This is a genomic window from Pseudomonas sp. S2_C03 (assembly GCF_054668405.1).
The window spans coordinates 4,438,680-4,460,732 of sequence record NZ_CP162766.1; the positions used below are offsets into that span (position 1 = coordinate 4,438,680).

General features: G+C 60.8%; 21 protein-coding genes and 1 pseudogene. 7 read left to right on the forward strand and 15 right to left on the reverse strand.

Annotated elements, in window-relative coordinates:
* Nucleotides 1-135: 135 nt before the first annotated feature.
* Nucleotides 136-1,638 carry an efflux transporter outer membrane subunit gene (locus AB4N64_RS20570; protein ID WP_460117927.1) on the reverse strand — a complete coding sequence of 501 codons (1,503 nt, stop codon included), beginning with the start codon at nt 1,636-1,638 and terminating at the stop codon, nt 136-138.
* Between the two features lie 183 nt (nt 1,639-1,821).
* Here AB4N64_RS20570 and AB4N64_RS20575 point away from each other — a divergent pair, with 183 nt between their 5' ends.
* Both AB4N64_RS20575 and AB4N64_RS20580 read left to right on the forward strand, forming a co-directional pair.
* Nucleotides 1,822-2,790, forward strand: coding sequence for a LysR family transcriptional regulator (locus AB4N64_RS20575; protein WP_460117928.1), 969 nt, complete (start codon nt 1,822-1,824; stop codon nt 2,788-2,790).
* A gap of 199 nt (nt 2,791-2,989) precedes the next feature.
* On the forward strand, nt 2,990-3,964 hold the full coding sequence (locus AB4N64_RS20580) for a 2-hydroxyacid dehydrogenase (protein ID WP_460117929.1): 975 nt from the start codon (nt 2,990-2,992) through the stop codon (nt 3,962-3,964).
* Nucleotides 3,965-4,006: 42 nt separating this feature from the next.
* Here the strand turns inward: AB4N64_RS20580 and AB4N64_RS20585 are convergent, their stop codons facing one another.
* The gene (locus AB4N64_RS20585) at nt 4,007-4,909 is read right to left on the reverse strand and encodes a DMT family transporter (RefSeq protein ID WP_460117931.1); all 903 of its coding nucleotides are present in this window, start codon (nt 4,907-4,909) and stop codon (nt 4,007-4,009) included.
* Nucleotides 4,910-5,045: 136 nt separating this feature from the next.
* Between AB4N64_RS20585 and AB4N64_RS20590 the strand changes: the two genes are divergently transcribed.
* Nucleotides 5,046-5,921, forward strand: a complete 876-nt coding sequence (locus AB4N64_RS20590) for a helix-turn-helix domain-containing protein (protein WP_460126815.1) — start codon at nt 5,046-5,048, stop codon at nt 5,919-5,921.
* A 15-nt stretch (nt 5,922-5,936) separates the two neighbouring features.
* Here the strand turns inward: AB4N64_RS20590 and AB4N64_RS20595 are convergent, their stop codons facing one another.
* From AB4N64_RS20595 to AB4N64_RS20625, 7 genes are all read right to left on the reverse strand, one after another.
* Entirely contained in the window at nt 5,937-8,366 is a 2,430-nt protein-coding gene (locus AB4N64_RS20595; RefSeq protein WP_460117932.1) for a TonB-dependent siderophore receptor, read from the reverse strand.
* A 241-nt stretch (nt 8,367-8,607) separates the two neighbouring features.
* A complete protein-coding gene (locus AB4N64_RS20600) occupies nt 8,608-9,594 on the reverse strand; it encodes a FecR family protein (protein WP_460117934.1) in 987 nt (328 codons plus the stop codon).
* Nucleotides 9,591-10,154: an RNA polymerase sigma factor gene (locus AB4N64_RS20605; protein WP_460117936.1), complete on the reverse strand. Its 564-nt coding sequence runs from the start codon at nt 10,152-10,154 to the stop codon at nt 9,591-9,593. The genes AB4N64_RS20600 and AB4N64_RS20605 overlap by 4 nt, the downstream gene beginning before the upstream one ends.
* A gap of 7 nt (nt 10,155-10,161) precedes the next feature.
* Nucleotides 10,162-10,485, reverse strand: a complete 324-nt coding sequence (locus AB4N64_RS20610) for a DUF3325 domain-containing protein (RefSeq protein ID WP_460117938.1) — start codon at nt 10,483-10,485, stop codon at nt 10,162-10,164.
* Nucleotides 10,485-12,065, reverse strand: coding sequence for a PepSY-associated TM helix domain-containing protein (locus AB4N64_RS20615; RefSeq protein WP_460117939.1), 1,581 nt, complete (start codon nt 12,063-12,065; stop codon nt 10,485-10,487). Before AB4N64_RS20615 ends, AB4N64_RS20610 begins: the two co-directional genes overlap by 1 nt.
* Entirely contained in the window at nt 12,062-12,367 is a 306-nt protein-coding gene (locus AB4N64_RS20620) for a DUF3649 domain-containing protein (RefSeq protein WP_460117941.1), read from the reverse strand. Before AB4N64_RS20620 ends, AB4N64_RS20615 begins: the two co-directional genes overlap by 4 nt.
* A gap of 180 nt (nt 12,368-12,547) precedes the next feature.
* The gene (locus AB4N64_RS20625) at nt 12,548-12,952 is read right to left on the reverse strand and encodes an HPF/RaiA family ribosome-associated protein (protein WP_460117943.1); all 405 of its coding nucleotides are present in this window, start codon (nt 12,950-12,952) and stop codon (nt 12,548-12,550) included.
* Nucleotides 12,953-13,446: 494 nt separating this feature from the next.
* Between AB4N64_RS20625 and AB4N64_RS20630 the strand changes: the two genes are divergently transcribed.
* Nucleotides 13,447-13,764, forward strand: a complete 318-nt coding sequence (locus tag AB4N64_RS20630) for a DUF3509 domain-containing protein (RefSeq protein ID WP_460117945.1) — start codon at nt 13,447-13,449, stop codon at nt 13,762-13,764.
* On the opposite strand, the gene AB4N64_RS20635 is transcribed toward AB4N64_RS20630, so the two are convergent.
* Nucleotides 13,761-14,261, reverse strand: coding sequence for a phosphate-starvation-inducible protein PsiE (locus tag AB4N64_RS20635; protein WP_460117947.1), 501 nt, complete (start codon nt 14,259-14,261; stop codon nt 13,761-13,763). The two genes, AB4N64_RS20630 and AB4N64_RS20635, sit on opposite strands and share 4 nt — an antisense overlap.
* A gap of 300 nt (nt 14,262-14,561) precedes the next feature.
* On the opposite strand from AB4N64_RS20635, the pseudogene AB4N64_RS20640 reads away from it, so the two are divergent.
* Nucleotides 14,562-14,801: pseudogene (locus AB4N64_RS20640) on the forward strand (YebG family protein); the annotation flags it as partial.
* 154 nt (nt 14,802-14,955) lie between these two features.
* Here AB4N64_RS20640 and AB4N64_RS20645 read toward each other — a convergent pair.
* Entirely contained in the window at nt 14,956-15,981 is a 1,026-nt protein-coding gene (locus AB4N64_RS20645) for a Glu/Leu/Phe/Val dehydrogenase family protein (RefSeq protein WP_460117949.1), read from the reverse strand.
* 173 nt (nt 15,982-16,154) lie between these two features.
* Between AB4N64_RS20645 and AB4N64_RS20650 the strand changes: the two genes are divergently transcribed.
* Nucleotides 16,155-16,958, forward strand: a complete 804-nt coding sequence (locus AB4N64_RS20650) for a SirB1 family protein (RefSeq protein ID WP_460117951.1) — start codon at nt 16,155-16,157, stop codon at nt 16,956-16,958.
* A gap of 56 nt (nt 16,959-17,014) precedes the next feature.
* On the opposite strand, the gene maiA is transcribed toward AB4N64_RS20650, so the two are convergent.
* The 3 genes from maiA to hmgA are packed head-to-tail and all read right to left on the reverse strand — an operon-like array spanning nt 17,015 to nt 20,275.
* Nucleotides 17,015-17,650: a maleylacetoacetate isomerase gene (maiA, locus tag AB4N64_RS20655; protein ID WP_460117954.1), complete on the reverse strand. Its 636-nt coding sequence runs from the start codon at nt 17,648-17,650 to the stop codon at nt 17,015-17,017.
* Nucleotides 17,651-17,662: 12 nt separating this feature from the next.
* On the reverse strand, nt 17,663-18,967 hold the full coding sequence (gene fahA / locus AB4N64_RS20660) for a fumarylacetoacetase (RefSeq protein ID WP_460117956.1): 1,305 nt from the start codon (nt 18,965-18,967) through the stop codon (nt 17,663-17,665).
* 3 nt (nt 18,968-18,970) lie between these two features.
* Nucleotides 18,971-20,275: a homogentisate 1,2-dioxygenase gene (gene hmgA / locus AB4N64_RS20665; RefSeq protein ID WP_460117959.1), complete on the reverse strand. Its 1,305-nt coding sequence runs from the start codon at nt 20,273-20,275 to the stop codon at nt 18,971-18,973.
* A gap of 164 nt (nt 20,276-20,439) precedes the next feature.
* Here hmgA and AB4N64_RS20670 point away from each other — a divergent pair, with 164 nt between their 5' ends.
* On the forward strand, nt 20,440-21,270 hold the full coding sequence (locus AB4N64_RS20670; RefSeq protein ID WP_460117962.1) for an IclR family transcriptional regulator: 831 nt from the start codon (nt 20,440-20,442) through the stop codon (nt 21,268-21,270).
* Here the strand turns inward: AB4N64_RS20670 and AB4N64_RS20675 are convergent.
* Nucleotides 21,227-21,907 (reverse strand): hypothetical protein, encoded by a 681-nt coding sequence (locus tag AB4N64_RS20675; RefSeq protein ID WP_460117965.1) that lies wholly within the window; start codon nt 21,905-21,907, stop codon nt 21,227-21,229. The genes AB4N64_RS20670 and AB4N64_RS20675 overlap by 44 nt on opposite strands.
* Between the last annotated feature and the right edge of the window lie 146 nt (nt 21,908-22,053).

Genomic DNA, 22,053 nt, shown 5'->3' on the forward strand with positions numbered 1-22,053 from the left:
CATGTGGGAGCGGGCTTGCCCGCGATGACGGTTTAACAGTCGACATGGGTGTTGAATGCTATGACCTCATCGCGGGCAAGCCCGCTCCCACAGGGGGGCAGTCCCATAAAGGGCCAGTTCCACAGGGGTTCTTGTTCAATTGGGCAGCAGCACCGGCGTCTTCGGCGCTGCGGTCCTGCCCGGCGCCGGCACATCCTCACCGGCCCCCAACCCGCCCCCCAGCGCCGTCACCAACTCGGCATGAGCACCGAGTCGAGCAGCCTGCACCTGCTGCTGCACTTGCTGCTGCTTGAACAGCAGGGTCTGGGCGTTGAGCACATTGAGGTAGTCGGTAAGCCCGCGCTGGTAGGCGATCATGGCGATGTCGTAAGTCTTCTGCGCGGTCGCCACGGATTCGGCGGCGAAGGTCTGCTGCTTGTCCATCGACTCGCGACGAATCAGTTGGTCAGAGATGTTCTTGAGCGCATTGATCAGGGTCTGGTTGTAGCGGGCGACAGCGATGTCGTAGCCGGCCGAGGCTTCACCCAGCTCGGCACGCAGGCGGCCACCGTCGAAGATCGGCAGCGAGATCGCCGGGCCCACGCTGTAGTTGAGTTTCTTGCCGGTCAAAAACTCCAGCGCCCCACCGCCGGTGGCCATGTAGCCCAGGCTGCCCACCAGATCGACGTTGGGGTAGAAGCCGGCGTGTGCAACATCGATGCCCCGGGCCTGCGCCGCCACTTGCCAGCGACTGGCGACGACATCGGGGCGCTGCCCAAGCAACTGAGCAGGCAGTGTCGATGGCAGTTTCAGTGGTGCCCCCAATACCAGTGTCGGCCGTTGCAGTTGCGCGCCCTCGCCCGGGCCTTTGCCGGCCAGGGCCGCCAGTTGGTTGCGACTCAGGGCGATTTCTTCGTCCAGCGCATCGAGTTGGCGATGGGTTTCCGGCAAAGGTGTCTCGGCCTGGCTGACTTCAAAATGCGTACCGATACCGCCGTCGAGGCGTTTTTGTGCCAGGTCGAGAATCTGCTGCTGCTGTTTGAGGGTCGCGTCGACGATGTCCCTTTGCGCGTAGTGCAGCGACAGCTCGATGTAGGCACGCACGATGTTGTTCTGCAATTCGAGCTGCGCCAGGCGGGCTTCGGCGGCGCTCATGTGTGCCAGGTCGACGGCACGCTCGGTGCTGTTGCTTTCGCGCCCCCAGAGGTCGAGCGCGTAGCTGAAGCCCAAGGCGGCGTTGTTGTCCCAGGTCGTGGAATTGGCCAGCTCGCCGGGCCCGTAGAACTGATCAGTGGGCCAATTGTGGCGCTTGAGGGTGGATACACCGTTGACCTGCAACGATTCGGCCGACTCGGCGATGCCCGCCATGGCCTTGGCCTGACGCACCCTCGCCGCCGCCATGGCCATGGTCGGGCTGCCTTGCAGTGCCAGCTCGATCCAGTGATTGAGTTGTGGGTCGCCGTAGACTTGCCACCACTGCGCCTTGGGCCAGTTGGCGTCTTGCGCAGCGCTCTGGATGGCATCGTCGGTGGCCAGCGTATTGGCCTCCAATGCCTTGCCCTGCGGGGCTATACCTCCGGTTCCGATGCAGCCGCTGATTGCCAGGGTTAAAGCCAGAACATTGAGCGCTTGAAACGCTCCTTTGATGCGACGCGGCACTGCTGCAAATTCCTGAAATAGGGAGAGGCACAAAGACCGGGGCAATTCTATGGGTGGGCCCGAACGGCGATAAGCCGGGATTCTTGTGAATCTTTGTTACCGTTCGCGCGATAATCCCTAAGTCGGGGGTCTCAGACCCTGAAACTTCGTGTCACAATTTGCCATCGCATCCGAGAGCACTCCATGGACACCCTGCAAAACATGCGCGCCTTCAGCTACGTGGCCGAAGCCGGCAGTTTCACCGCCGCTGCCGTACAACTCGACACGACGACGGCCAACGTCTCGCGCGCGGTTTCCAATCTGGAAGCCCACCTGCAAACCCGCCTGCTCAATCGCACCACACGGCGCATCGCCCTGACCGAGGCCGGCAAACGCTACCTGCTGCGCTGCGAACAGATTCTGGCGTATGTCGAAGAGGCCGAAGCCGAGGCCAGCGATGCCCATTCGCGCCCGGCCGGCCAGCTCAAGGTGCACACCATGACCGGTATCGGTCAGCATTTCGTGATCGATGCCATCGCCCGCTACCGCAAGACCCACCCCGACGTGACCTTCGACCTGACCCTGGCCAACCGCGTACCGGACCTGCTGGACGAGGGTTATGACGTGTCCATCGTCCTGGCCAGTGAGTTGCCAGACTCGGGTTTTGTCTCCCAACGCCTGGGCATCACCTACAGCATCGTCTGTGCCTCGCCCGCCTATGTGAAAGCCAACGGCTGCGCGCAAAAACCCGGCGACCTGCTCAATCACGCCTGTTTGCGTCTGGTCAGCCCGGTGATTCCGCTGGAAAAATGGACCTTCGACGGGCCGGAAGGCCAGGAGATGGTGACCATCAACAGCTCTCCGTTTTTGGTGAACTCGGCCGATGCGATGAAAACCGCGATCATCAGCGGCATGGGCGTTGGCGTGTTGCCGGTGTACGCGGCCATCGAAGGCCTGCGCAATGGCTCGCTGGTACGGATGATGCCCAATTACCGCTCGCAGGAACTGAACCTGTACGCCATCTACCCGTCCCGCCAGTACCTGGATGCGAAGATCAAGACCTGGGTCGAATACCTGCGCGGCTCGTTGCCGGAAATCCTCGCCGCGCACCAGGCCGAGCTGGCCGCGTATGAATTGAGCGGTAGCCTGAGCGGGGCGCGGTTGGCCAACTGAGCACCGCCCCCTGTAGGAGCGAGCACGCTCGCGATGGTCGTCAACGATAACGCTGGCGTCCTGACACCCAGCGGTGTTTGTGGAGTCCATCGCGAGCATGCTCGCTCCTACAGAGGTTTGTGAATGTCAGCCATGCACAAACCCGTCGAAGAATGTTAGCTTGCTTGGCAATCTCACCGTCTGACGAGCTCCACTTCCAATGAAAAAGACCGTCCTCGCCTTCAGTCGCATCTCCCCTGAAATGATCGAACACCTCAAGCAGGATTTCGATGTCATTGTGCCCAACCCCAAGACGGGCGATATCAATGCCCAGTTCAACGAAGCCCTGCCCCACGCTCATGGCCTGATTGGCGTAGGCCGCAAGCTGGGCCGGGCGCAACTGGAGAACGCGGGCAAGCTGGAGGTGGTGTCCAGCGTGTCGGTGGGCTACGACAACTATGACGTCGACTACTTCAACGAACGCGGAATCATGCTGACCAACACCCCCGACGTGCTGACCGAAAGCACCGCCGACCTGGCCTTCGCGCTGCTGATGAGCAGCGCGCGTCGGGTGGCCGAGCTGGACGCCTGGACGAAGGCGGGCCAATGGCAAGCGTCGGTCGGCGCGCCGCTGTTCGGCACCGACGTACACGGCAAGACCCTGGGCATCGTCGGCATGGGCAACATTGGCGCAGCCGTTGCTCGTCGTGGTCGATTGGGCTTCAACATGCCAATCCTCTACAGCGGCAACAGTCGCAAGACCGCGCTGGAGCAGGAACTCGGCGCGCAGTTCCGAAGCCTGGATGAATTGCTGGCCGAAGCCGATTTCGTCTGCCTGGTGGTGCCACTCAGCGAGAAGACCAAACATTTGATCAGCCATCGCGAACTGGCGCTGATGAAATCCAGCGCCATCCTGATCAACATCGCACGAGGCCCTGTAGTGGACGAGCCGGCGCTGATCGAAGCGCTGCAAAACAACCGGATTCGCGGTGCAGGGCTGGATGTGTACGAAAAGGAACCGCTCGCCGAATCTCCACTGTTCCAGTTGAAAAACGCCGTGACCTTGCCGCACATCGGCTCGGCCACTCACGAAACGCGCGAAGCCATGGCCAATCGCGCGCTGGACAACCTGCGCAGCGCCCTGCTGGGTGAACGCCCGCAGGACCTGGTCAACCCGCAAGTCTGGAAAGGCTGATACTGCGTCCTCCTGCGGATCGAGGATTCGATCCGCAGCGGCTCACGCCAATGTGCCATTGCCCTGCGGCATCGGCGCCCGGGGCTTGCGGAACACCAGCACGTTGCCCAGCATCACCAGCGCCAGCCCGGACAGCGCCGGCGCGGTCCATTGGTAGCCCTCGACCACCGCCGACACGTTGAGCGCCACCACCGGAAACAGCACCGTGCAATAAGCGGCGCGTTCAGGGCCCATGCGCCCGACCAGTGTCAGGTAGGCGGTGAAGCCGATCACCGACCCCGGGATCACCAGATACAGCAACGAGCCGATGTAGCGCGTATTCCATTCCATGTCGAAGGGAATGCCCTTGACCAGACACCACACCGCCAGCATCGTCGCGCCGTAGGCCATGCCCCAGGCGTTGGTGGTCAAGGGTTTCAGGCCGGCCTTCTGTTGCAGGCTCGACAACATATTGCCCGCCGAGAAACAAAGCGTCCCAAGCAGCGCGAGCCCCAGGCCTAGCAACGTTTGTGGGCTGGCGGTGTGGCCCACCAGCTCAGGCCAGAACAGCAGGCCCAGCCCGAGCAAACCCAGGACACCGCCCAACAGGACGTTGCGGGCGATGTTCTGCTTGAAGAACACCCGCGCGTTCAACGCGTTCCACAACGTGGCCGTGGAAAACACCACCGCCACCAGTCCGCTGGGGATCCACTGGCTCGCCGTCAGGAAACACATGAAGTTCAGACAGAACAGGCACAGCCCCTGCGCGAGACAGATCAGATGTCCGCGACGGTTCATCACTTGCAACTTGCGACTGAGCAACAGCAGGACGAAAAGCACCAGCGCCGCCAGGCCGAAGCGATAGACGATCGACACCGGAATAGCCACCACGCCCAGTTGCCATTTCAGGGCGATCCAGGTGGTGCCCCAGATCAGCACGGTCAGCAGATACAGCGAAAGGTTCATGACACTCACTCCCAGGTAGGTGCTCAGTGTCCTGCGCCCATGGTTTTCGCACTTGCATAAACTTGCGCTTTTGTCGGTCGGCGGGCTGGCAGGCTGTCCTGTACGGAGTAGGATGCAAGTCGTTGGAGAACAGATCATGCCCGCACTGGAATCACTGCAAGTCTTTCAAGCCCTCAACCGCTCGCCCAATGCTCGCCTGGAGCACAGCGCCGAGTTCGGTGACGGCATGGCTGCAGCCTTGTGGAGCAACCATCACGACGCCCAGGACTACGAAGCGCCGACCCACCACACCTTGTCTTGCTACATCGCGGGTGGAACCGGCACCTTTCGCCGTGACCAGCCAGGCACCAAGGGCGGCCCGGACAAGCTGTGCATCCTGCCCGCCGACCACCAGTCCGGCTGGGTGATCAACGGCGACATTCGCCTGGCTCATCTCTATTTCAGCAAGGAACAGTTCGCCCTCGGCTGCGTCACGATGCTGGATCGAGAGCCGCGGGAAGTGCAATTGCGCGAACGCACTTTTCTCGACGACCCGCAGCAGGCCCTGCGTTTTCGCCAGATGCTGACGCTCAACTGGGATGAACCTGGCGAACGCCTGCTCACCAGCAGCCTGGCCCACGAAATGCTCAGCCACGCACTGCTGGGCCAGGTCGGCCTGCGCGAGGGTCTGCGGCTCAAGGGCGGATTGGCGGCACATCAGCGCCGGCAACTGGTGGAATTCATCGACAGTCGGTTGGCCGAGCCCATCAGCCTGGGACAATTGGCGGGGTTGTGTGCGCTGTCGGAGTATCACTTCGCACGCATGTTCCGCGAGAGCTTCGGCCTGCCGCCGCACCAGTATGTGCTGGCGCGGCGAATGAGCCGTGCGCAGGAGTTGCTGCGCAGCACTTCCCAGCCGTTGGGGGAGATTGCCCTGGCGTGTGGGTTTGCCAGTGCCAGTCACTTCACCAACCGGTTTCGCCAGGTATTGGGCGGCACGCCTGGGGAGTATCGGCAGGCGTTTTTGCGTTAGCCGTGCGGTCCCGGATCAGAACTCCAGGGTACTGGACAACGACACCTGCCGCGAATCGCCCATCGACACGAAGAACCGGCTCGCTGCCGAGGTGTAGTAGGTGCGATCGAACAGGTTCTTCACGTTGAGCTGAAACTTGACCTTCTGCCCCTCTACCCGCGTGTCGTAGGTGGCGAATGCGTCAGCCACGGTGTAGCTCGGCAGGTCGAAATCATTCACCGCGTTACCTGCGCGCTCGCCGACATACCGCGCGCCTGCGCCCACCCGCAACTGATCGCCGCCGATGATGGTGCCAAAGTCGTAGACCGCCGACAGCGAACCGGAATTCTTCGCCACGTTCTGCAACTGCTTGCCTTTGTAGGTCGGGTCTTCGGTCACTTCGGCATCGGTGTAGGCATAGCTGCCGATCAGGCTCCAGCGATCACTGAGCTGGCCGGACAGGTCCACTTCCAGACCGCGTGAACGCACTTCGCCCGCCGCGCTGTAGAGCGTCACCGGGCCTTCGGAGTTGGCCACCAGTACGTTGCGCTTCTTGATGTCGAACAGCGCGACGTTACCTGTCACGCGCCCGGGCATGTCGAGTCTGGCACCGATTTCCCAGGACTTGGCTTCTTCCGGCGCAACGCTGCCGTCGAGCACGGTACTGCTGCCGCTCAAGGGCGCGATGGTCGAGTTGGGCTTGAACGACTCGGTGTAGCTGCCGTAGAACGACAACTCGTCGGTGTAGCGATACACCAGGCCGGCACGCGGCACCCACTTCTGGCCGTTGCTGTCGGTGTTGGCCTTGAACGGCACGCCTTTGCCTGCGTACTGGTCGTACTCCTGGAAACGACCGCCGGCCACCAGGATCCATTGGTCGGTCAGGTGGATCGAGTCCTGCAGGAACACCGAATCGCTGCGCAGTTCATCCGTCTGCGCGCTGTCGGCGGGGCTGACGGTGGTGCCGGCCACTTCGCGACCGTAGACCGGATTGAGGTAGCTGAAGGTGGTCAGGCTTTTCTGGCGGATCAGGTCCTCACGGTAGATCTTGCGGTATTCGTCGTCGACGCCGAACACCAGATCATGTTGCATGCCCAGCACATTGACCTTGCCTTCGAGACTGGCGGTGGTGAAACGGTCGGTGCTGATCGCGTTCTGGGTGCCGTCCATGCTGCGGGTCAGCGTTCCATTGTTGACATTGATAGCGGAAACACGCACCTGGCTGGCATCGTAGGTTTCACGGTTCCAGCTGTAGCCGAAATGCGCTTTCCAGTTATCGTTGAGCTCGTGGTCGGCCTCGAAGTGATACAAGTCCGAGCGCCCTTCCATGTTGTTGAACGGCTCGTCGAGACGCCGATCGCGGGAGATGTCCAGCGGATGGTTGTCACGCGGATCAATCACCGTGCCACGGTCGAACGGGGTGAGGAACTCGCGGTGCTCGTAGGCGAACAGCAGCTTGGTGCTTTCGCCGAACCATGCGAGCGAAGGGGCTATCAGCGTCTCACGATGGGTGCCGAAGTTGCGCCAGTAATCTTCGTCTTCATGGTCCAGCACCATCCGATACGCCAGCCCGGTGTCTCCCAGGGCACCGGTACTGTCGAGGCTGCCACCGCTGCCGTTTTTGCCGTCGCCGTAGGTCGAGCCGCGCAGGGTCAGGGCGTTGTACTGCTCAAGTTCGGGCTTCTTGCTGACCATGTTGACCACGCCGCCTGGGTCCTGGATGCCATAGAGCAAGGAGGCCGGGCCCTTGAGCACTTCGACCCGGTCGACGGTCGCGTTGAGGCCACGGCCCTGCACGATCGGCATGCCGTCGCGCATGATCGAACCGTTGCGGTTGTCGCCAAACCCGCGGGTCATCACCGAGTCCTGGGTGCTGGCCAGCGTGTTGCCCTGAGTGATGCCGCTGACGTTGGCCAGCGCATCGTCGAGATTGCGCGGGACCTGGTCACGAATGACCTGGGCCGGGATCACATTGACGGTCTGGGGAATTTCCTGAAGCGAAGCCGACGAACGCATCACCGAGCTGGTGGGTGGCGGCTGGTAGCTTGTGGATTGATCCATTGTCGAGGTGATGGTGGTGGCGCCCAGATTCAAGGCGCCCGCAGTGGGCAGCGGCTCCAGCGCCAAAGTATGAGCATCCGTGCGGCGGAAGGTGAAATTCGAGCCGACCAGCAATTGCTGCAGCGCCTGCTCGGCACTCATTCGCCCGCTGACGGCGGGGGCATTCAGCCCGTAAGGCGCTTCATCGGTGTAGACCACGCTGATGCCGGTGACGCGACTGAAGTCGCTAAGGGCCTGGGGCAGCGGTTTGGCGACCATGGCGAAGCTGAATTGCGCCTGCTGTTGCGCCGAGCCAGCTTGGGCGGCCAGTGCCACGCTCAGGGGCAGCGATGCCAACGCCGAAATACTCAGGGCCGAAGCACCCAACCATTGTTTGACCGAACCCGATTTTGCCCTGGACTTCATTGCTCAATGACCTGTGTAGAACCGCAACGGATGCGAATGACTCGCAGTTTCAGTCACTACACGGATGGGGCTCGGGTTTACCTCACCTCTTTTTGAAAATATTTTGAGTGCAGTGGTGCCTGTCAGGACGCCATCCCTGTAGGTGCGAATTTATTCGCGATGGTCGTTCATGATGACGCTGGGTCCCTGACGCCCCGCGGCGCGCTTGCGACCATCGCGAATAAATTCGCTCCTACAGGGGTCAGCGCACAATAATCAGGCTGCCCACCCGCGTCTGCCCAAACCCCATCACCCCCTGCAACGACGCCAACACCGCCTGCGGGTCCTTGCTCGGGAAGCTGCCACTGATACGCCGCGCCGCCAGCTCATCGTTGAGCAACACAATCCTGCCGGGGTAATAGCGCTGCAGATCCCCCACCACCTCCGCCAGGGTCGCCTTGTAATAGTTGAGCCAACCCTGGCGCCACGCCAACTGGGTTTCGCTGTCCACGGCCTGCAGCTTTTGCGCAACACCCTTGCCGTAAGCCACTTGTTGGCCCGCCGTGAGGATTTGCTGTTCGGCGTGCGGGGCCGCCGTCACGCCCACGCGTCCGGACAACACCGTTACCTGGGTTGCGTGCTTATGCAGGCGGACTTCGAACTGTGTACCCAACACCCGCGCCTGGCCTTTTTCAGCATCGACCACAAACGGCTCGCCCGTGTGGGTCACGCTGAAAAACCCGGCGCCACGACGGACTTGCACATGACGCTCGCCGCCACTGAAATTCACGGCGATGGCGCTGTCCGCGTCCAACGTGACCTGCGATTGATCCGCCAGGATCACGGTGCGGACTTCACCTGGCGCCGACACATAATCGGCGCCCAGGTCATCGACCCAACGCAGTGGCTGCCAGCCGGCACCGAGGCTGATCATCAGCATCAGGCAGGCGGCCATCGCCAGCGCCCCGGACCAGCGTCGAGCGCTGCGGCGGCGCGGCTGATTCATCGCATTGAGGTAACCCTGCAACGCCAACGCCTCTTCATCGGCCAAGGTCCTCGCCGGTTCCTCGCTCAACTCCCACACCACCTGCGCCTGGGCATAAGCCTCGGCATGGGCTGGATCGGCTTGCAGCCAGTGACTGAACGTCGACTGATCGCCGCGGGTGGGCTGGTCGTGCAACAGGCTCAGCCAAGCCAGAGCGGCCTGCTCCTGGGCGGGCGTCGGGGTGGCGCGGTCGAGCTGGTTCACGGTGCTTTCCTTGGCATGCGCGGTTCATCGTCCCGCAGGCTGGCCTTGCAGGCGTCGAGGGCGCGCATCATATGTTTTTCCACGGCACTTTGGGACAACCCCATGGCCTTGGCGATTTCAGCGTACTTGCGCCCATGGATGCGATTGAGCAAAAAGATCTGCCGCGTACGCTCGGGCAATGCGCGCAGCGCCGCTTCGACGTGGCGTAAATCATTGCCGGCCTCCAGCGCAGCCTGCGGTTCACTGCCATGACTGTGCGGCTCGTCCGGTTGCCAGCCCTCATTGACACGCACCCGCGTGCCTTCGCTGCGCAGATGATCGATGGCGATGTTGCCGGCGCAGCGCAACAGGTAGGTGCTCAGCTCTTCGACCTGCACCAGCGGGCGACGCCAGAACCGCAGGAACAAGTCCTGCACCAGGTCCGCCGACGTCGCGCGACAACCCACACGACGGTTCACCAACGCTTCCATCTGCGAGCGTTGGGACAAAAACACCTTGAGGAAATGCGCACGGGCAGCCACGGGTTCGTCGTCGCGGGAGTCTGGAGGAATGCTGATCATCGATTCATCACTGCGCCAACAGCGCAACGGGACAGGCCAGTAGACTCAGGCCGGCCAATGACAACACCAGACGCGGACGATAGGGCATCAACATCACCAGCAGCACCGCGCTGAGCATCAACACCGCACACCATTCGACCAGCCCCGACTCCCATCCAGCGGTCGCCACCGCCGCCCATAACGAAAGCGCCAGCAACAGCCAGCCGGCGAGCCGCAGGCCCTGCCGGCGACGCAACGATGCCTTGCGCCCCAGCAGTTCGACGTGATGCCGATCCATCGCCAGGCACAGCGCCGTGAAACCGGCATAACAGAGCAACAGGGCCAGCAGCATCAGTGTGCCTCCTGCTCAAGGGCCATCGGTTGTGCACGGGGCCGGCTCACGCCTTCCACTTGCCCGGCACGTCGCATTTTCCAGGCAGCCCAGGCGAAAAATACCCCTGTGGCCAGACAGGTCAGATCAAACCCGGCCATGGCCCAATCGCCCTGCGCCAGGGTGGCGGCCAGGTGATAGGACGTGGTCAGCGCATTAAGTAACGGCACGCCGCCAAACAGCACCGCCGCCAGCGCCAATTGTTCGAACCACGCTTGCCTGCCGGGACGAACCACCGCATGCAGCACGCTCAAACCCCAGACGATGAAAAACGCATTCACTTCCCAATCCGCGCGTCCAGTCAGGCCCAGCGGCAGCAGACGATTGGCCCAGAAGAACGCGGCCACCGCGAGCATCAGGCCGGCCATGCTGGCGATGTTCAGTATTTGTACCAGGCGCAATTCGAACGGCAACGCCGCTGCTTTCGCATGCTTGAGCTGGCGTTTGCCGAGCCAGATCACCAACCCGGTGCCAATCATGGCCGTGCCCGACAGACCGAAAATGAAGTACAGCCAGCGCATCAGCGGACCGGCGAAGTGGCCCATGTGCAAACCAAAGAAACTGCCCGCAATCGCTCTGGGCAACGAGGCTTGCGGCGTCGCGCCAAGCAATTGCCCGCTCACGCCCTGGAAAGTCACCGCGCTGCCAAAGTCATGAACCACCCGATCCGAACCGTCTCGGACGAGAACAACCGAGGCACTCGCGTCCCCCGGGTTGTTCACCGTGAGGCGAGCCACCCGGCCGTCGCCCCACTGCTCGCGAGCCTTTTCCAGCAGCGGTGCCAACGGCGTCAGTGCAGCAGGCTGACCAGACAGCTGGGGGGTCGTGGAGGCCGGGAACAATTCGTCATAGAACCCGCGCACATCACCTTTGTACGAGACCAGGATGCTCGCCGGCATGACCATGACCATGAAAATCACCAGGCTGCTGTAGGTGATCATCAAATGAAACGGCAGCACCAGCACGCCCACCGCGTTGTGCCCGTCGAGCCAGGTTCGTTGGCCCTTGCGTGGACGAAAAGTGAAGAAATCCTTGAAGATTTTCTTGTGGGTGATGATTCCACTGATCAGTGCAACGAACATCACCATCGCCGCGAAGGTCGACAGCCAGCGCCCCCACGGGTAAGGCATTTGCAACTGGAAGTGGAAGCGGTAGAAAAACTCGCCGCCGGTGCTTTCCCGGCCCTGCACTTCGGCGCCGGTTTGCGGGTCAAGGTGTTTTTCGGTGAACTGGCCGCGCTCGCCGCGTTGGGTCGGCGTCTGCTGCCAGCGCACCGAAAGGCCGGGCTCGCGGGCAGTGGGCAACTCGATCAGCCAGCGCGAGGCACCGCCAGCGTGTTGCTCCAGATAGTTCTGCGCCACGTTCAGGCTGACGTCGGAACTCACCGAACGTGCGGGAATTTCCGGCTTCATCCAGTGGCTGGTTTCATCCTTGAAATAAGCCAGCGTACCGGTCAGGAAAATCGCGAACAGCAACCAGCCGAAGATGAGGCCGGCCCAGGTGTGCAACCAGGCCATCGCCTGACGAAAGCCCTCTTTCATGTGCGATCCATCCAATACGCCAGCCCCGACACCACCGCCAGAATCACGCATGGCAACGCCAGCCCGAGCCAGGCTCGCAGCGCCGTGCGGCAGGCAAAACACCAGATCACCGCCCCAAGGTAGGCCAGGAACGAGGTCAACATGCCAGTGACCACCGCGTCGGCACGGGCCATGGGCACCCATGAACTGAGGCTGACGCTGGCGAGCGCGGCGACGATATACCCCCCCAGCACGGCGGCCAGCACCCGCGAGGTGACGGCCAAGCGATAGGACATGGGGAGCGAACGGGCCTTGCCTTTCATGTGGTGTGCTCAAAAGCTGAATTCATTGCAGGAGCGGGCTAGCCCGCTCCTGCAAAGGGTGTGTTGCGCAATATTAATGATAAATATTCTCATACGCAAAATGGAGATTCGTGGGCGCATGAAAAAGGGCCTGCAGATGCAGGCCCTTTTTAGAGTGGCGATAAGGTAAGGAGCTTTGAATCAGCCGTTTAGCGCGGCCTGTTCGTTCTCGAGAAATTCGTCTTCAAGCAGCGCATCGGCCCTGTTGTCGAGGGGGGCGACGGCGGCGCGTGGCTTACCGCGCAACTTGCCGAACAAGTGTTCCAGCGCGTGTTCGAGTTTCTCCGCCGCACCATCGATCGCTTGCTCCAGGGTGTCGGCTTTGTGAGTGACGGAAACCGGCTGATGGCCTTTTGGCCGCGCTTCCAGTTGGCAGCGCATATCGTGGGGACCTGGCTTGTCGCCATTCTCGTCCCGCAGGTGGACCTCGACGCGTGTCAGGTCTTCTTCATAACGTTCGAGCGTGCTCTCAATGGTAGTACGTACCCACTCCTCCAGTCGGATGCTGCTTTGAATATGGTTATCGCTGTTGACTTGGATTTGCATAGTTCATCCCTTATTTCAGCTAGCTCGCGAGAGGCCCCTCGGCTGGCCCTTGGGCGTCGTCACCGTGACCTCTTGCTTACACAATCGGTCTGCGCGCAAAACATTTCAAGCCCTAAAAAAAGATAAATTTTCATTCGCAAAAAAAGCCGGACAACGGGCAAAAGCGCTGGTAAGGTCGGGAGTTGGGTCGAGTCACTCACCTGTCATAATTGCTCACATCTGCCGCCCCGCAAGCGCTCACCGAATTCACTTCCTGCCCTGAATCGGGCGCTCATTGCGCGCATGAATGCCTATGAAAAGGGGTGGCGATGAGTGGTCGATACTTGCGTTTCTCCCTTGAGCCGGCGGGGTTAGGGCGTCCATCGCGAGCAAGCTCGCTCCTACAGGGATTGTGTCAGGCATGGGGCTTGCAGAATGTCCGGTGGTCCGTAGGTGCGAACCAACTCGCGCATGGTCGGTCAACAACTGCACGTTCAATCAGGCGGTGACGCATCATGGACAACCCATTTCAATTGATTACCGATGCATTCGCGCCGGACTACCAGATCAACCTGAGCATCCAGGGATTGGATGGCAGCATCATGCTGACGCTGTCCAACAACGGGCGGATCGTGGCCAAGCGAATGATCAGCAGCGAACAGCGCAATGACCCCAAGCGCCTCAAGCGCCTGGTGCAAAGCATTCAGTTTGGCATTGCCATCGAACAGGGCCACAGCGCCCTGACCATCCTTGAAGCCATGACCGACAGTGACAGTCGCAACCTGCCGCCACCGCCCACGCAAGGGCAGCAACGGCCGGCCATGCGCCTTTAGAGTTCGCCTTTTTCCACTTCCGGGTGCTCAGCAGAACCCGCACCAACCTTGCGTTGCGGGTGCTCGATCTTCATTGAAGGAAATTGTGACGACGCATAACGCACCACCAGGATCGCGAAGGCGAGCAACAGAATGCCACCACACAGGTAAATGATGCCCAGGTCGGGCGGGTTGTGGTGCGAGACGTTGGAGATCAGCAGTCGCGTCAGTGCGGTGATCGCCACGTAGATCAGGAATCGCACGGGCATGTGGTTGGTCTTGAAGTAAATCCCGACCATGGCCCCCAGTTCCAGGTAGATGAACAGCAGCAGGATGTCGTCGATCTTGATGTGCCCGTTCTCGAGCATCCCCAGAAACTCCATCACCGCAGCCCACGCGGTCACCGCCCCAATGGCAAACAGCGCCAGATAGTGGAAGCTCTCGACGAACAGGTTGCCCAGGGACTCGGCCAGTCCATGCACGTTCTGCCGCAGGTTTTCGGCCCAGTTGATTTTCACGATGTTTCTTTCCTTAGCTCGATGGGAGCGGATGATGCGGGTTGGACGTGACGGTTGTTCTGCATGCAGAAAAAAGGCCAGGAGAGCCCGGCACATGATGGCGAGCGCCCCTCAAACGCGCGCCGTGGCGTTTGGTCGCACCCCGCCCTGCTACTGACAAATCGTGTTTTGGGTCTACATTAAAAGGCCACTACGTTAAAAAGCCACTATCCAAAGCGCAGGGATTCGCATATCCTTTTAGCTGTATATAAATACAGTGGTCGAAACAGACAACTATCGTGAAGGCATGTGAGGTGGTGAATGGCCGTCGAAGTGGTATACCGCAGCAGCCGAGATCTGGAGCGCTTGTTCATGGATAAAGCCGAAGCTGACCGTCATGACAAAATGCTCGAACTGGCCGAATTGCTGGCTGAAGTGTTGCAAAAAGCCGTTCCATCCCTGAACGAGCAGCAAGTGGATGAAGTCGGGATCTACATGGCGAAGAACCGCGAGGTGTTTGCCAAGGCGTTCAAGAGCCAACCGGATGCGTTGTCCGAGCTGATCCATGCGCCGGTCGAAGCCACCGAAGAACCGGCAGCCGTCGTGGAAGAAGCTGAAGCCCCCGCGCCAGCCAAGCCAGCCAAAGCCGCAAAAGCACCGAAGTAAGCAACACGTGAATTGAACAGGCCCTGAGTCCACCGGCTCAGGGCCTTTTTCATGCTGGGCGGTAAAGGACTTTTTCCGCCAGTTCGTCAGCCACCCGCGCCGGGGAGCGTTTTTCCGCCTGGGCGTGGGCGAAGACTTCGGTCAGCCTGGAGCTGATCTTCGACAGATGCGCAGTGATGGTCGCCAGTTGCTCACCTCGGTGCTTGAGCGACACGTAGATCAACCCGCCCGAGTTGATCACATAATCCGGCGCGTAGAGGATGCCACGCCGCTCCAGTTGATCGGCGACCTCCAGGTGAGTCAGTTGATTGTTCGCCGAGCCGGCCACCGCCGAACAACGCAATTGCGAGACGCTGTGACTGTTGAGCACGCCGCCCAGGCCGCACGGCGCAAGTATGTCGCACGGGGTACTGAGCAACGCATCGTTGGCAATGGGATGGGCATTGAGCTGCTCCATCGCCAGTTGCACCTTGCCGTGGTCAATGTCGCTGACCAACAGTTCGGCGCCCGCAGCATGCAGTTGTTCGGCAAGGGCATAGCCGACGTTGCCCAGGCCCTGGATGGCCACGCGCAGGCCTTCAAGATTGTCGCTGCCCAGACGCGCCATCGCAGTGGCACGAATGCCGGTGAACACGCCCATCGCGGCGTGAGGCGCAGGGTCGCCCGCAGAAGTTGTGCTGGTGACGTGCTGGGTTTGTTGGGCGATGCAGTCCATGTCCGCCACGGAGGTTCCGCTGTCGATGGCCGTGATGTAGCGACCGTCGAGCTGGTTGATGCAGCGCCCGAACGCTTCGAACAGCGCAGCGCGGTTTTCCACATGCGCCGGACGGACAATCACCGCCACGCCGCCACCCTGGTCCAGCCCGGCCAACGCGGCCTTGTAACTCATGCCTTGGGCAAGGCGAATGGCATCCTCGACCGCAGACTCGTCATTGGGATAGGCAAGGTAACGACAACCCCCAAGGGCAGGCCCGAGACGGCTGTTATGGATGGCAATGACCGCCTTCAACCCGGTGGCCGGGTCGACGCTCAGATGCAGCGATTCAAGGCGAGTGCTTTGCATGAGAGCGAACATCGTAACGGCTCCCGAATCACTTCTTGTAGTCGCCAGTATAGGCTCGCGCGCAAAAATTGCTGGAGTGCACCGGAATAAGCAGGACCGATGTTCAGGGTTTCAGTCATAACTCGGCGTGCCACTGGACGTATGCCGCAGACGAGGCTAAAACGAGGCATTACCCGGAGATTTCGATGACGCCTCGCCAACACTTCTTCGACTGTCTGCAACGATCACCGCCCGCGCTGTTCGAAGCGGCGCTGTGGATCGCTGTCGAACACGACAGGGAGGTGAATCCGACGACGGTGATGAATAATTTCCGTGACCTGCAACAGCGCGTCAGTTACGGGTTACCGATGCTGCCGGTCAGTGAGTTGGCGCAACCGCTGTTGCGACGGATGAACGATCTGGGTTTCGCCCAGGACGATTTTTCGCCCTTGCGCCCACAGGCGGCATTGCTCGACAAGGTACTTGAACGCCGGCGCGGTCAGCCGCTGGCCTTGGGGCTGATCGCACTGGAGTTGGCCAGGGGGTTGGAAATCCCATTGGTCGGGGTCAACTTCCCCGGGCATTTTCTGCTGCGGGTTCCCGGGGCCGACCATTTGATCGACCCTTGCGGTGGTCGGCGATTGTATCCCAACGATTGCCGCGAGTTGCTGCAACGCCAGTATGGGCCGAACATGAAACTCAGCGCCGAGCACCTGGTCACCGCCGAACCGGTGCAGATGCTGCAGCGATTGTCACGCAACCTGCGCCAGTTGCACCTGTCCCACGATGACTACATCGCTGCGCTGATAGATGCCGAACGTGTGCTGGAACTGGGCAATGGCACGACTGCCGACTACCTCGCCCGCGCCAGTCTTTACCAGCGGCTGGACTGTCCCAACGCAGAGCGCTTCGACCTGGAGCGTGCGCTGTTGCTGACCGATGACCCCATCCAGCGAATTCGCCTGACGGAACGGCTGGGGCATTTGCCGCCCAATACCGTCGTGCATTGAGCACATCCCCCTGGGCATGCATCCCCCATTCCCACAGGGGGAATCAACAGAGTCCGTCAGGGGGTGTCTGGCTGATTCGCCGGATGCGCCTTGATGAACGCTGGATGATGTTCCGCCAACCCCGCCACCCGTTGAATCCGCGGGTAGTCCTCCAATGACACATTGAAGCGTTGCGCCGCGTACAACTGGGGTATCAGGTAGACGTCCGCCAGGCCAGGCTCATCGCCAAAGCAGAACCCTTGATCGCCGATCAACTGCTCAACCGTCGCCAGGCCCTGTTCGATCCAGTGTCCGACCCACTCGGTCACCTGGGTTTCATCGTGCCCCGACTGGCGCAGGCGATTGAGCACGCTGACGTTGTGCAACGGATGCACGTCGCAACCGATCACCGCCGCCACGCCACGCGCATGGGCACGGGCGACGAGGGATTGCGACAGCAGCGACGGCTGTGGATAACGCTCCTCCAGGTACTCGATGATGGCCGGTGACTGAATCAGCAGCTCACCGTCATCGGTACGCAGGGCGGGCACCCGCCCTTGCGGGTTGATGCCCAGGTACGCCGACTGACGATGTTCGCCGCCGGGCGGTGCAATGAGGTTGATCGGCAATGCCTGGTAATCCAGCCCCTTCAGCGCCAGCGCAATCCGCACCCGGTAGGACGAGGTCGAACGGTAGTAGGTGTAGAGTTCCATGCCCCGCTCCTCTTAGTTCGCCGGCAGCACTTTGCCGCGGCATTCACCAAAGCCGATGGAGGCAAAACCGTCCCGGCGGCAACGAGCGCGCAGGATGATTTCATCGCCGTCCTCAAGGAATTTACGCATTTCGCCAGAGGCGAGTTCGATCGGTTTCTTACCCCCCTCGGTCATTTCCAGCAGGCTGCCGAACTGACCACATTCAGGACCCGACAACGTGCCCGAACCGAACAGGTCACCGGCCTGCAACTGGCAACCGTTGACGCTGTGGTGCGCAACCATTTGCGCCACGGTCCAGTACATGTACTGGCTGTTGCTCAACGTCAGGCGATGAGCCGGCAATTTCTGTTTACGCATGTTTTCAGTGAGCAGCAGCACTTCCAATTCGATGTCCAGTGCGCCAGCAGCCTGGTCGCGACTGTCCAGCAAGTACGGCAGCGGCTGTGGGTCTCCTTCCGGTCGAGCCGGCTGAGCACGCCGAAACGGCTCCAGCGCTTCGGCGGTCACCACCCACGGAGAGACGCTGGTGATGAAGCTTTTGGACAGGAACGGGCCCAGTGGCTGGTATTCCCAGGCCTGGATGTCCCGCGCCGACCAGTCATTGAGCAGGCAGAATCCGGCGATGTGCTCGCCCGCGTCGGCGATGGCGATCGACTCTCCCATTTCATTGCCCTGGCCGATCCAGATGCCCAGCTCGAGCTCGTAATCCAGGCGCGCGCAAGGGCCGAAGGTGGGCTCGGTCTGACCGGCGGGCAGGGTCTGGCCCTTTGGTCGACGCACATCGGTGCCGGATGCACGAACGGTCGAGGCACGGCCGTGGTAACCAATCGGCACGTGTTTGTAGTTCGGCAACAAAGGGTTGTCGGGACGGAACAGCTTGCCAACGTTCAGCGCGTGTTCGATGCCCACGTAGAAGTCGGTGTAGTCGCCGATTTTCGCTGGCAGGTGCATCGCACAGTCGGCCGCCAGTGGCAGGAGTTTCGCGCCCTGAGCTTCGATCTTGCCACGCAGGGTGCTGCCTTCCTGGAGCAACTCGATCAACCGTTCACGCAATGCAACACGGGCCGCGCGCCCCAGTTCGAAGAAGGCATTGAGCTGCCCACCCCGGGTGGCTTCGACGGCGGCTTTTGCCGGCCCCTCGAACAGACCGGCTTCAAGCGCCCCTTCAAGATCGAAAATATGCTCGCCAATGGCCACGCCACTGCGGGGCGCACAACCTTGCACACTGAACACACCCAACGGCAGGTTTTGCAGTGGGAAATCCGTATGGCCGTTGGCGGAATCAACCCAGCTGCGCGGGATGGAAGTCTGAGTCATGGGTTATCTCCGAGTCGGGTCGAAAGTGGCGGGCAGCGTGGCCCAGCAAGCGTCGTAGCGGGTTTGCAATTGCGGGCAATCGAGGGCGAAACGGCTCGGACGCAGCACCTGGCTGGTCTCGAACATGAAGGCCATGGTGTTGTCGATTTTCGCCGGGGCCAGCTCGGCGTTGATCGCTCGAGTGCAGGTCTCGCCGTCGGGGCCATGGGCGCTCATGCAGCTGTGCAGCGACGCGCCACCGGGCACGAAACCCTCGGCTTTGGCGTCGTACTCGCCCTTGATCAGGCCCATGAATTCGTTCATCAGGTTGCGGTGAAACCAGGGCGGTCGGAAGGTTTTCTCGGCGACCATCCAGCGTGGCGGGAAGATCACGAAATCCAGGTTGGCCAGACCATGAACGCTGGTTGGCGACGTGAGCACGGTAAAAATCGACGGATCCGGGTGATCGAAGCTGACCGTGCCAATGGTGTTGAAGCGGCGCAGATCGTATTTATACGGCACATTATTGCCGTGCCAGGCGACCACGTTGAGTGGTGAGTGATCAAGCTCGCAACCCCACAACTGACCGAGGAATTTCTGTACCAGCGCTGTCGGTTGTGTGAGGTGTTCGTAATGCGCGACCGGGGCCAAAAAGTCTCGCGCATTGGCCAGGCCGTTGCTGCCGATGGGCCCAAGGTCCGGCAGACGCAGCGGCGCGCCGTGGTTTTCGGCGACGTAGCCACGCGCCTGCGGGTCGAGCAGTTCGACGCGAAATTTCATGCCACGGGGCAACACGACGATTTCCAGGGGCTCGACTTCCAGCACGCCCAGTTCGGTGACGATGCGCAGTCGACCCAGTTGCGGCACCAGCAACATTTCGCCATCGGCGTTGAAGAACACCCGTTGCATCGATCGATTGGCGCAGTATTGATGGATGCTGATCCCGTCCGGTTTATCGCCGCAGGCGTTCGCCGCCATGCTGATGAGACCATCGATGAAATCCGTCGGCTCGGTGGGTATGTCCAAAGCATTCCAGCGCAGACGATTGGGCGTCACTTCAGCCAACGAACCGCCTTGCAGTTGTCGCTCCAGTTTGACGAATGCCGGGTGATTCGCGGAAGGCTGGATGCGGTACATCCAGGTCCGTCGTGCTTCACTGCGGGGCATGGTGAATGCAGTGCCTGAGAGCAGCTCGGTGTACAAGCCGTAGGGCGCCTTTTGCGGGGAGTTCTGGCCGACAGGCAGCGCGCCGGGCAAGGCTTCGCTGCTGAACTCATTGCCAAAGCCCGACTGATAGGTCAGCCCGGAGGCCGTTGAATCGAGGTCCATGGAGCCTCCTGAACGGGGAATAGGCAGTGGCCGTGCGCTCTGCTTCGGAGGTCACGGCACGCCTGGGTTATTTTTATCGTAATTCAATTACGCTTAACGTAATTTGATCGAGATTGACCGTCAAGCTATAAAGACGCCCACTCGTTACGGATCAGATCGCCACCATGGAAACGCCGCGCAACAACGATAAGCAGAAAGTCCGCTCGGCCGAGGTCGGCACCGACATCCTCAAGGCACTGGCCGAGCTGTCGCCTTCGACTTCGCTGTCGCGCCTGGCCGAGCATGTGCAGATGCCGGCAAGCAAGGTTCATCGTTATCTGCAGGCATTGATCGCCAGCGGCTTCGCCGAGCAGGACCCCGCCACCAACCACTATGGCCTGGGTCGTGAAGCGTTGAGGATTGGCCTGGCCGCACTCAACAGTATGGACGTGTTGAAAGTGGGGGCCCTGCCCCTGGCCGAATTGCGCGATGAACTGAACGAAACCTGTTTCCTGGCGGTGTGGGGTAATCAGGGCGCGACGGTGGTGCACATCGAGCCGGCAGTGCGTGCGGTGACCGTGGTGACCCAATTGGGCTCGGTGCTGCCGTTGCTCAGCTCATCAACCGGGCTGGTGTTCGGCGCCTTCCTGCCCAAACGCGAAACCATCGATCTGCGCGAGCAAGAGCTGCACAGCGTGAAGACGCATGCGCTGGCGGACGATCAGACGTACGCGTTGTTGTGCGAGCAGATCCGCCACCGTGGTCTGCACCATGTCCATGGCCTGCTGATGCCGGGCGTGGATGCGTTATCGGCCCCGGTGTTCAATGCCGTCGGGAACGTGGCGGCGGTCATGACCATCGTGGGACCGACCTCATTGTTCCATGCCGACGAAAACGGCCCGGCGGCGCAGCGATTACTCGCGGCGACGCGGGCCGTTAGTTGGCGGATGGGATATCAGGATCCCATCGAGATCAGACCAGGAATAGAGGAAGGATCGCGATCACCATTTGACTGATGTCACTTTTGGTTAGTTGAGGATGGCGATATTGTTCCTCAAGCGTACCGCGCACGGTGTAAACACCGCCCTCGCCGTAATAGTAAGGGATCTCGTTATGCTGGAAACTGCTGTGAATATCGTCAACGATATTTTTCGAATCAACAACGATCAGTTCACCAGCGGACATCCCCGCCGTCGTCAAAAACACTTCATCAATATTAACGTCGGTTGCATCGCGCAGCGCAACGCGAACGTCTTCGACCGTAACCGATTTGATAGTGCGTTTTAACAGATTGATCGAAGGTTCTGCGGTCAACGCCTTGACGATATCAACAAGGATGCTCTTGAAGTCGACGACCGTCAGACCCTCAATCAGGTCCTTGGGCTCCCTGGAATAACGCTGACGGGATATCACTGCCGCGTTTTCCGCATACTCAGGCAATGCTTCCTTTTCAACCCAACCGAGGGTCTCATCGTAGAGCGAAATCGCGTCGGTCACCAGATCGGCGCCCACGTCAATCGAATTCAGGAAGGTTACATGCGGATTGACTCCAAACTTCTGAAGGCGCTCGATCAACAGCACATACACCGCGAAGTCTGTCCGGGTATTCTTTAGTTGCTCAATTTTGTCTTGCGAAAAGAAACGAGTACTCATAAATACTTCCTGTCATGTCATCAGAGTCGAACACCCTGTTCGACTCGGGGATAAAGTTAGAGATTCAAAATAATAATCGGCGATGCGTTGCCGACTGGTTAAAAATATACAACGAGCGCCGCACACAATAAAACCGACAGCTTGTA

Bases quoted from the DNA above. Each gene is read 5' to 3' on its own strand.
- AB4N64_RS20575 (WP_460117928.1), top strand. From the start codon at position 1,822: ATGGACACCCTGCAAAACATGCGCGCCTTCAGCTACGTGGCCGAAGCC.
- AB4N64_RS20580 (WP_460117929.1), top strand. From the start codon at position 2,990: ATGAAAAAGACCGTCCTCGCCTTCAGTCGCATCTCCCCTGAAATGATC.
- AB4N64_RS20585 (WP_460117931.1), bottom strand. From the start codon at position 4,909: ATGAACCTTTCGCTGTATCTGCTGACCGTGCTGATCTGGGGCACCACC.
- AB4N64_RS20590 (WP_460126815.1), top strand. From the start codon at position 5,046: ATGCCCGCACTGGAATCACTGCAAGTCTTTCAAGCCCTCAACCGCTCG.
- AB4N64_RS20595 (WP_460117932.1), bottom strand. From the start codon at position 8,366: ATGAAGTCCAGGGCAAAATCGGGTTCGGTCAAACAATGGTTGGGTGCT.
- AB4N64_RS20605 (WP_460117936.1), bottom strand. From the start codon at position 10,154: ATGATCAGCATTCCTCCAGACTCCCGCGACGACGAACCCGTGGCTGCC.
- AB4N64_RS20610 (WP_460117938.1), bottom strand. From the start codon at position 10,485: ATGCTGCTGGCCCTGTTGCTCTGTTATGCCGGTTTCACGGCGCTGTGC.
- AB4N64_RS20615 (WP_460117939.1), bottom strand. From the start codon at position 12,065: ATGAAAGAGGGCTTTCGTCAGGCGATGGCCTGGTTGCACACCTGGGCC.
- AB4N64_RS20620 (WP_460117941.1), bottom strand. From the start codon at position 12,367: ATGAAAGGCAAGGCCCGTTCGCTCCCCATGTCCTATCGCTTGGCCGTC.
- AB4N64_RS20625 (WP_460117943.1), bottom strand. From the start codon at position 12,952: ATGCAAATCCAAGTCAACAGCGATAACCATATTCAAAGCAGCATCCGA.
- AB4N64_RS20630 (WP_460117945.1), top strand. From the start codon at position 13,447: ATGGACAACCCATTTCAATTGATTACCGATGCATTCGCGCCGGACTAC.
- AB4N64_RS20645 (WP_460117949.1), bottom strand. From the start codon at position 15,981: ATGTTCGCTCTCATGCAAAGCACTCGCCTTGAATCGCTGCATCTGAGC.
- AB4N64_RS20650 (WP_460117951.1), top strand. From the start codon at position 16,155: ATGACGCCTCGCCAACACTTCTTCGACTGTCTGCAACGATCACCGCCC.
- maiA (WP_460117954.1), bottom strand. From the start codon at position 17,650: ATGGAACTCTACACCTACTACCGTTCGACCTCGTCCTACCGGGTGCGG.
- fahA (WP_460117956.1), bottom strand. From the start codon at position 18,967: ATGACTCAGACTTCCATCCCGCGCAGCTGGGTTGATTCCGCCAACGGC.
- hmgA (WP_460117959.1), bottom strand. From the start codon at position 20,275: ATGGACCTCGATTCAACGGCCTCCGGGCTGACCTATCAGTCGGGCTTT.
- AB4N64_RS20670 (WP_460117962.1), top strand. From the start codon at position 20,440: ATGGAAACGCCGCGCAACAACGATAAGCAGAAAGTCCGCTCGGCCGAG.
- AB4N64_RS20675 (WP_460117965.1), bottom strand. From the start codon at position 21,907: ATGAGTACTCGTTTCTTTTCGCAAGACAAAATTGAGCAACTAAAGAAT.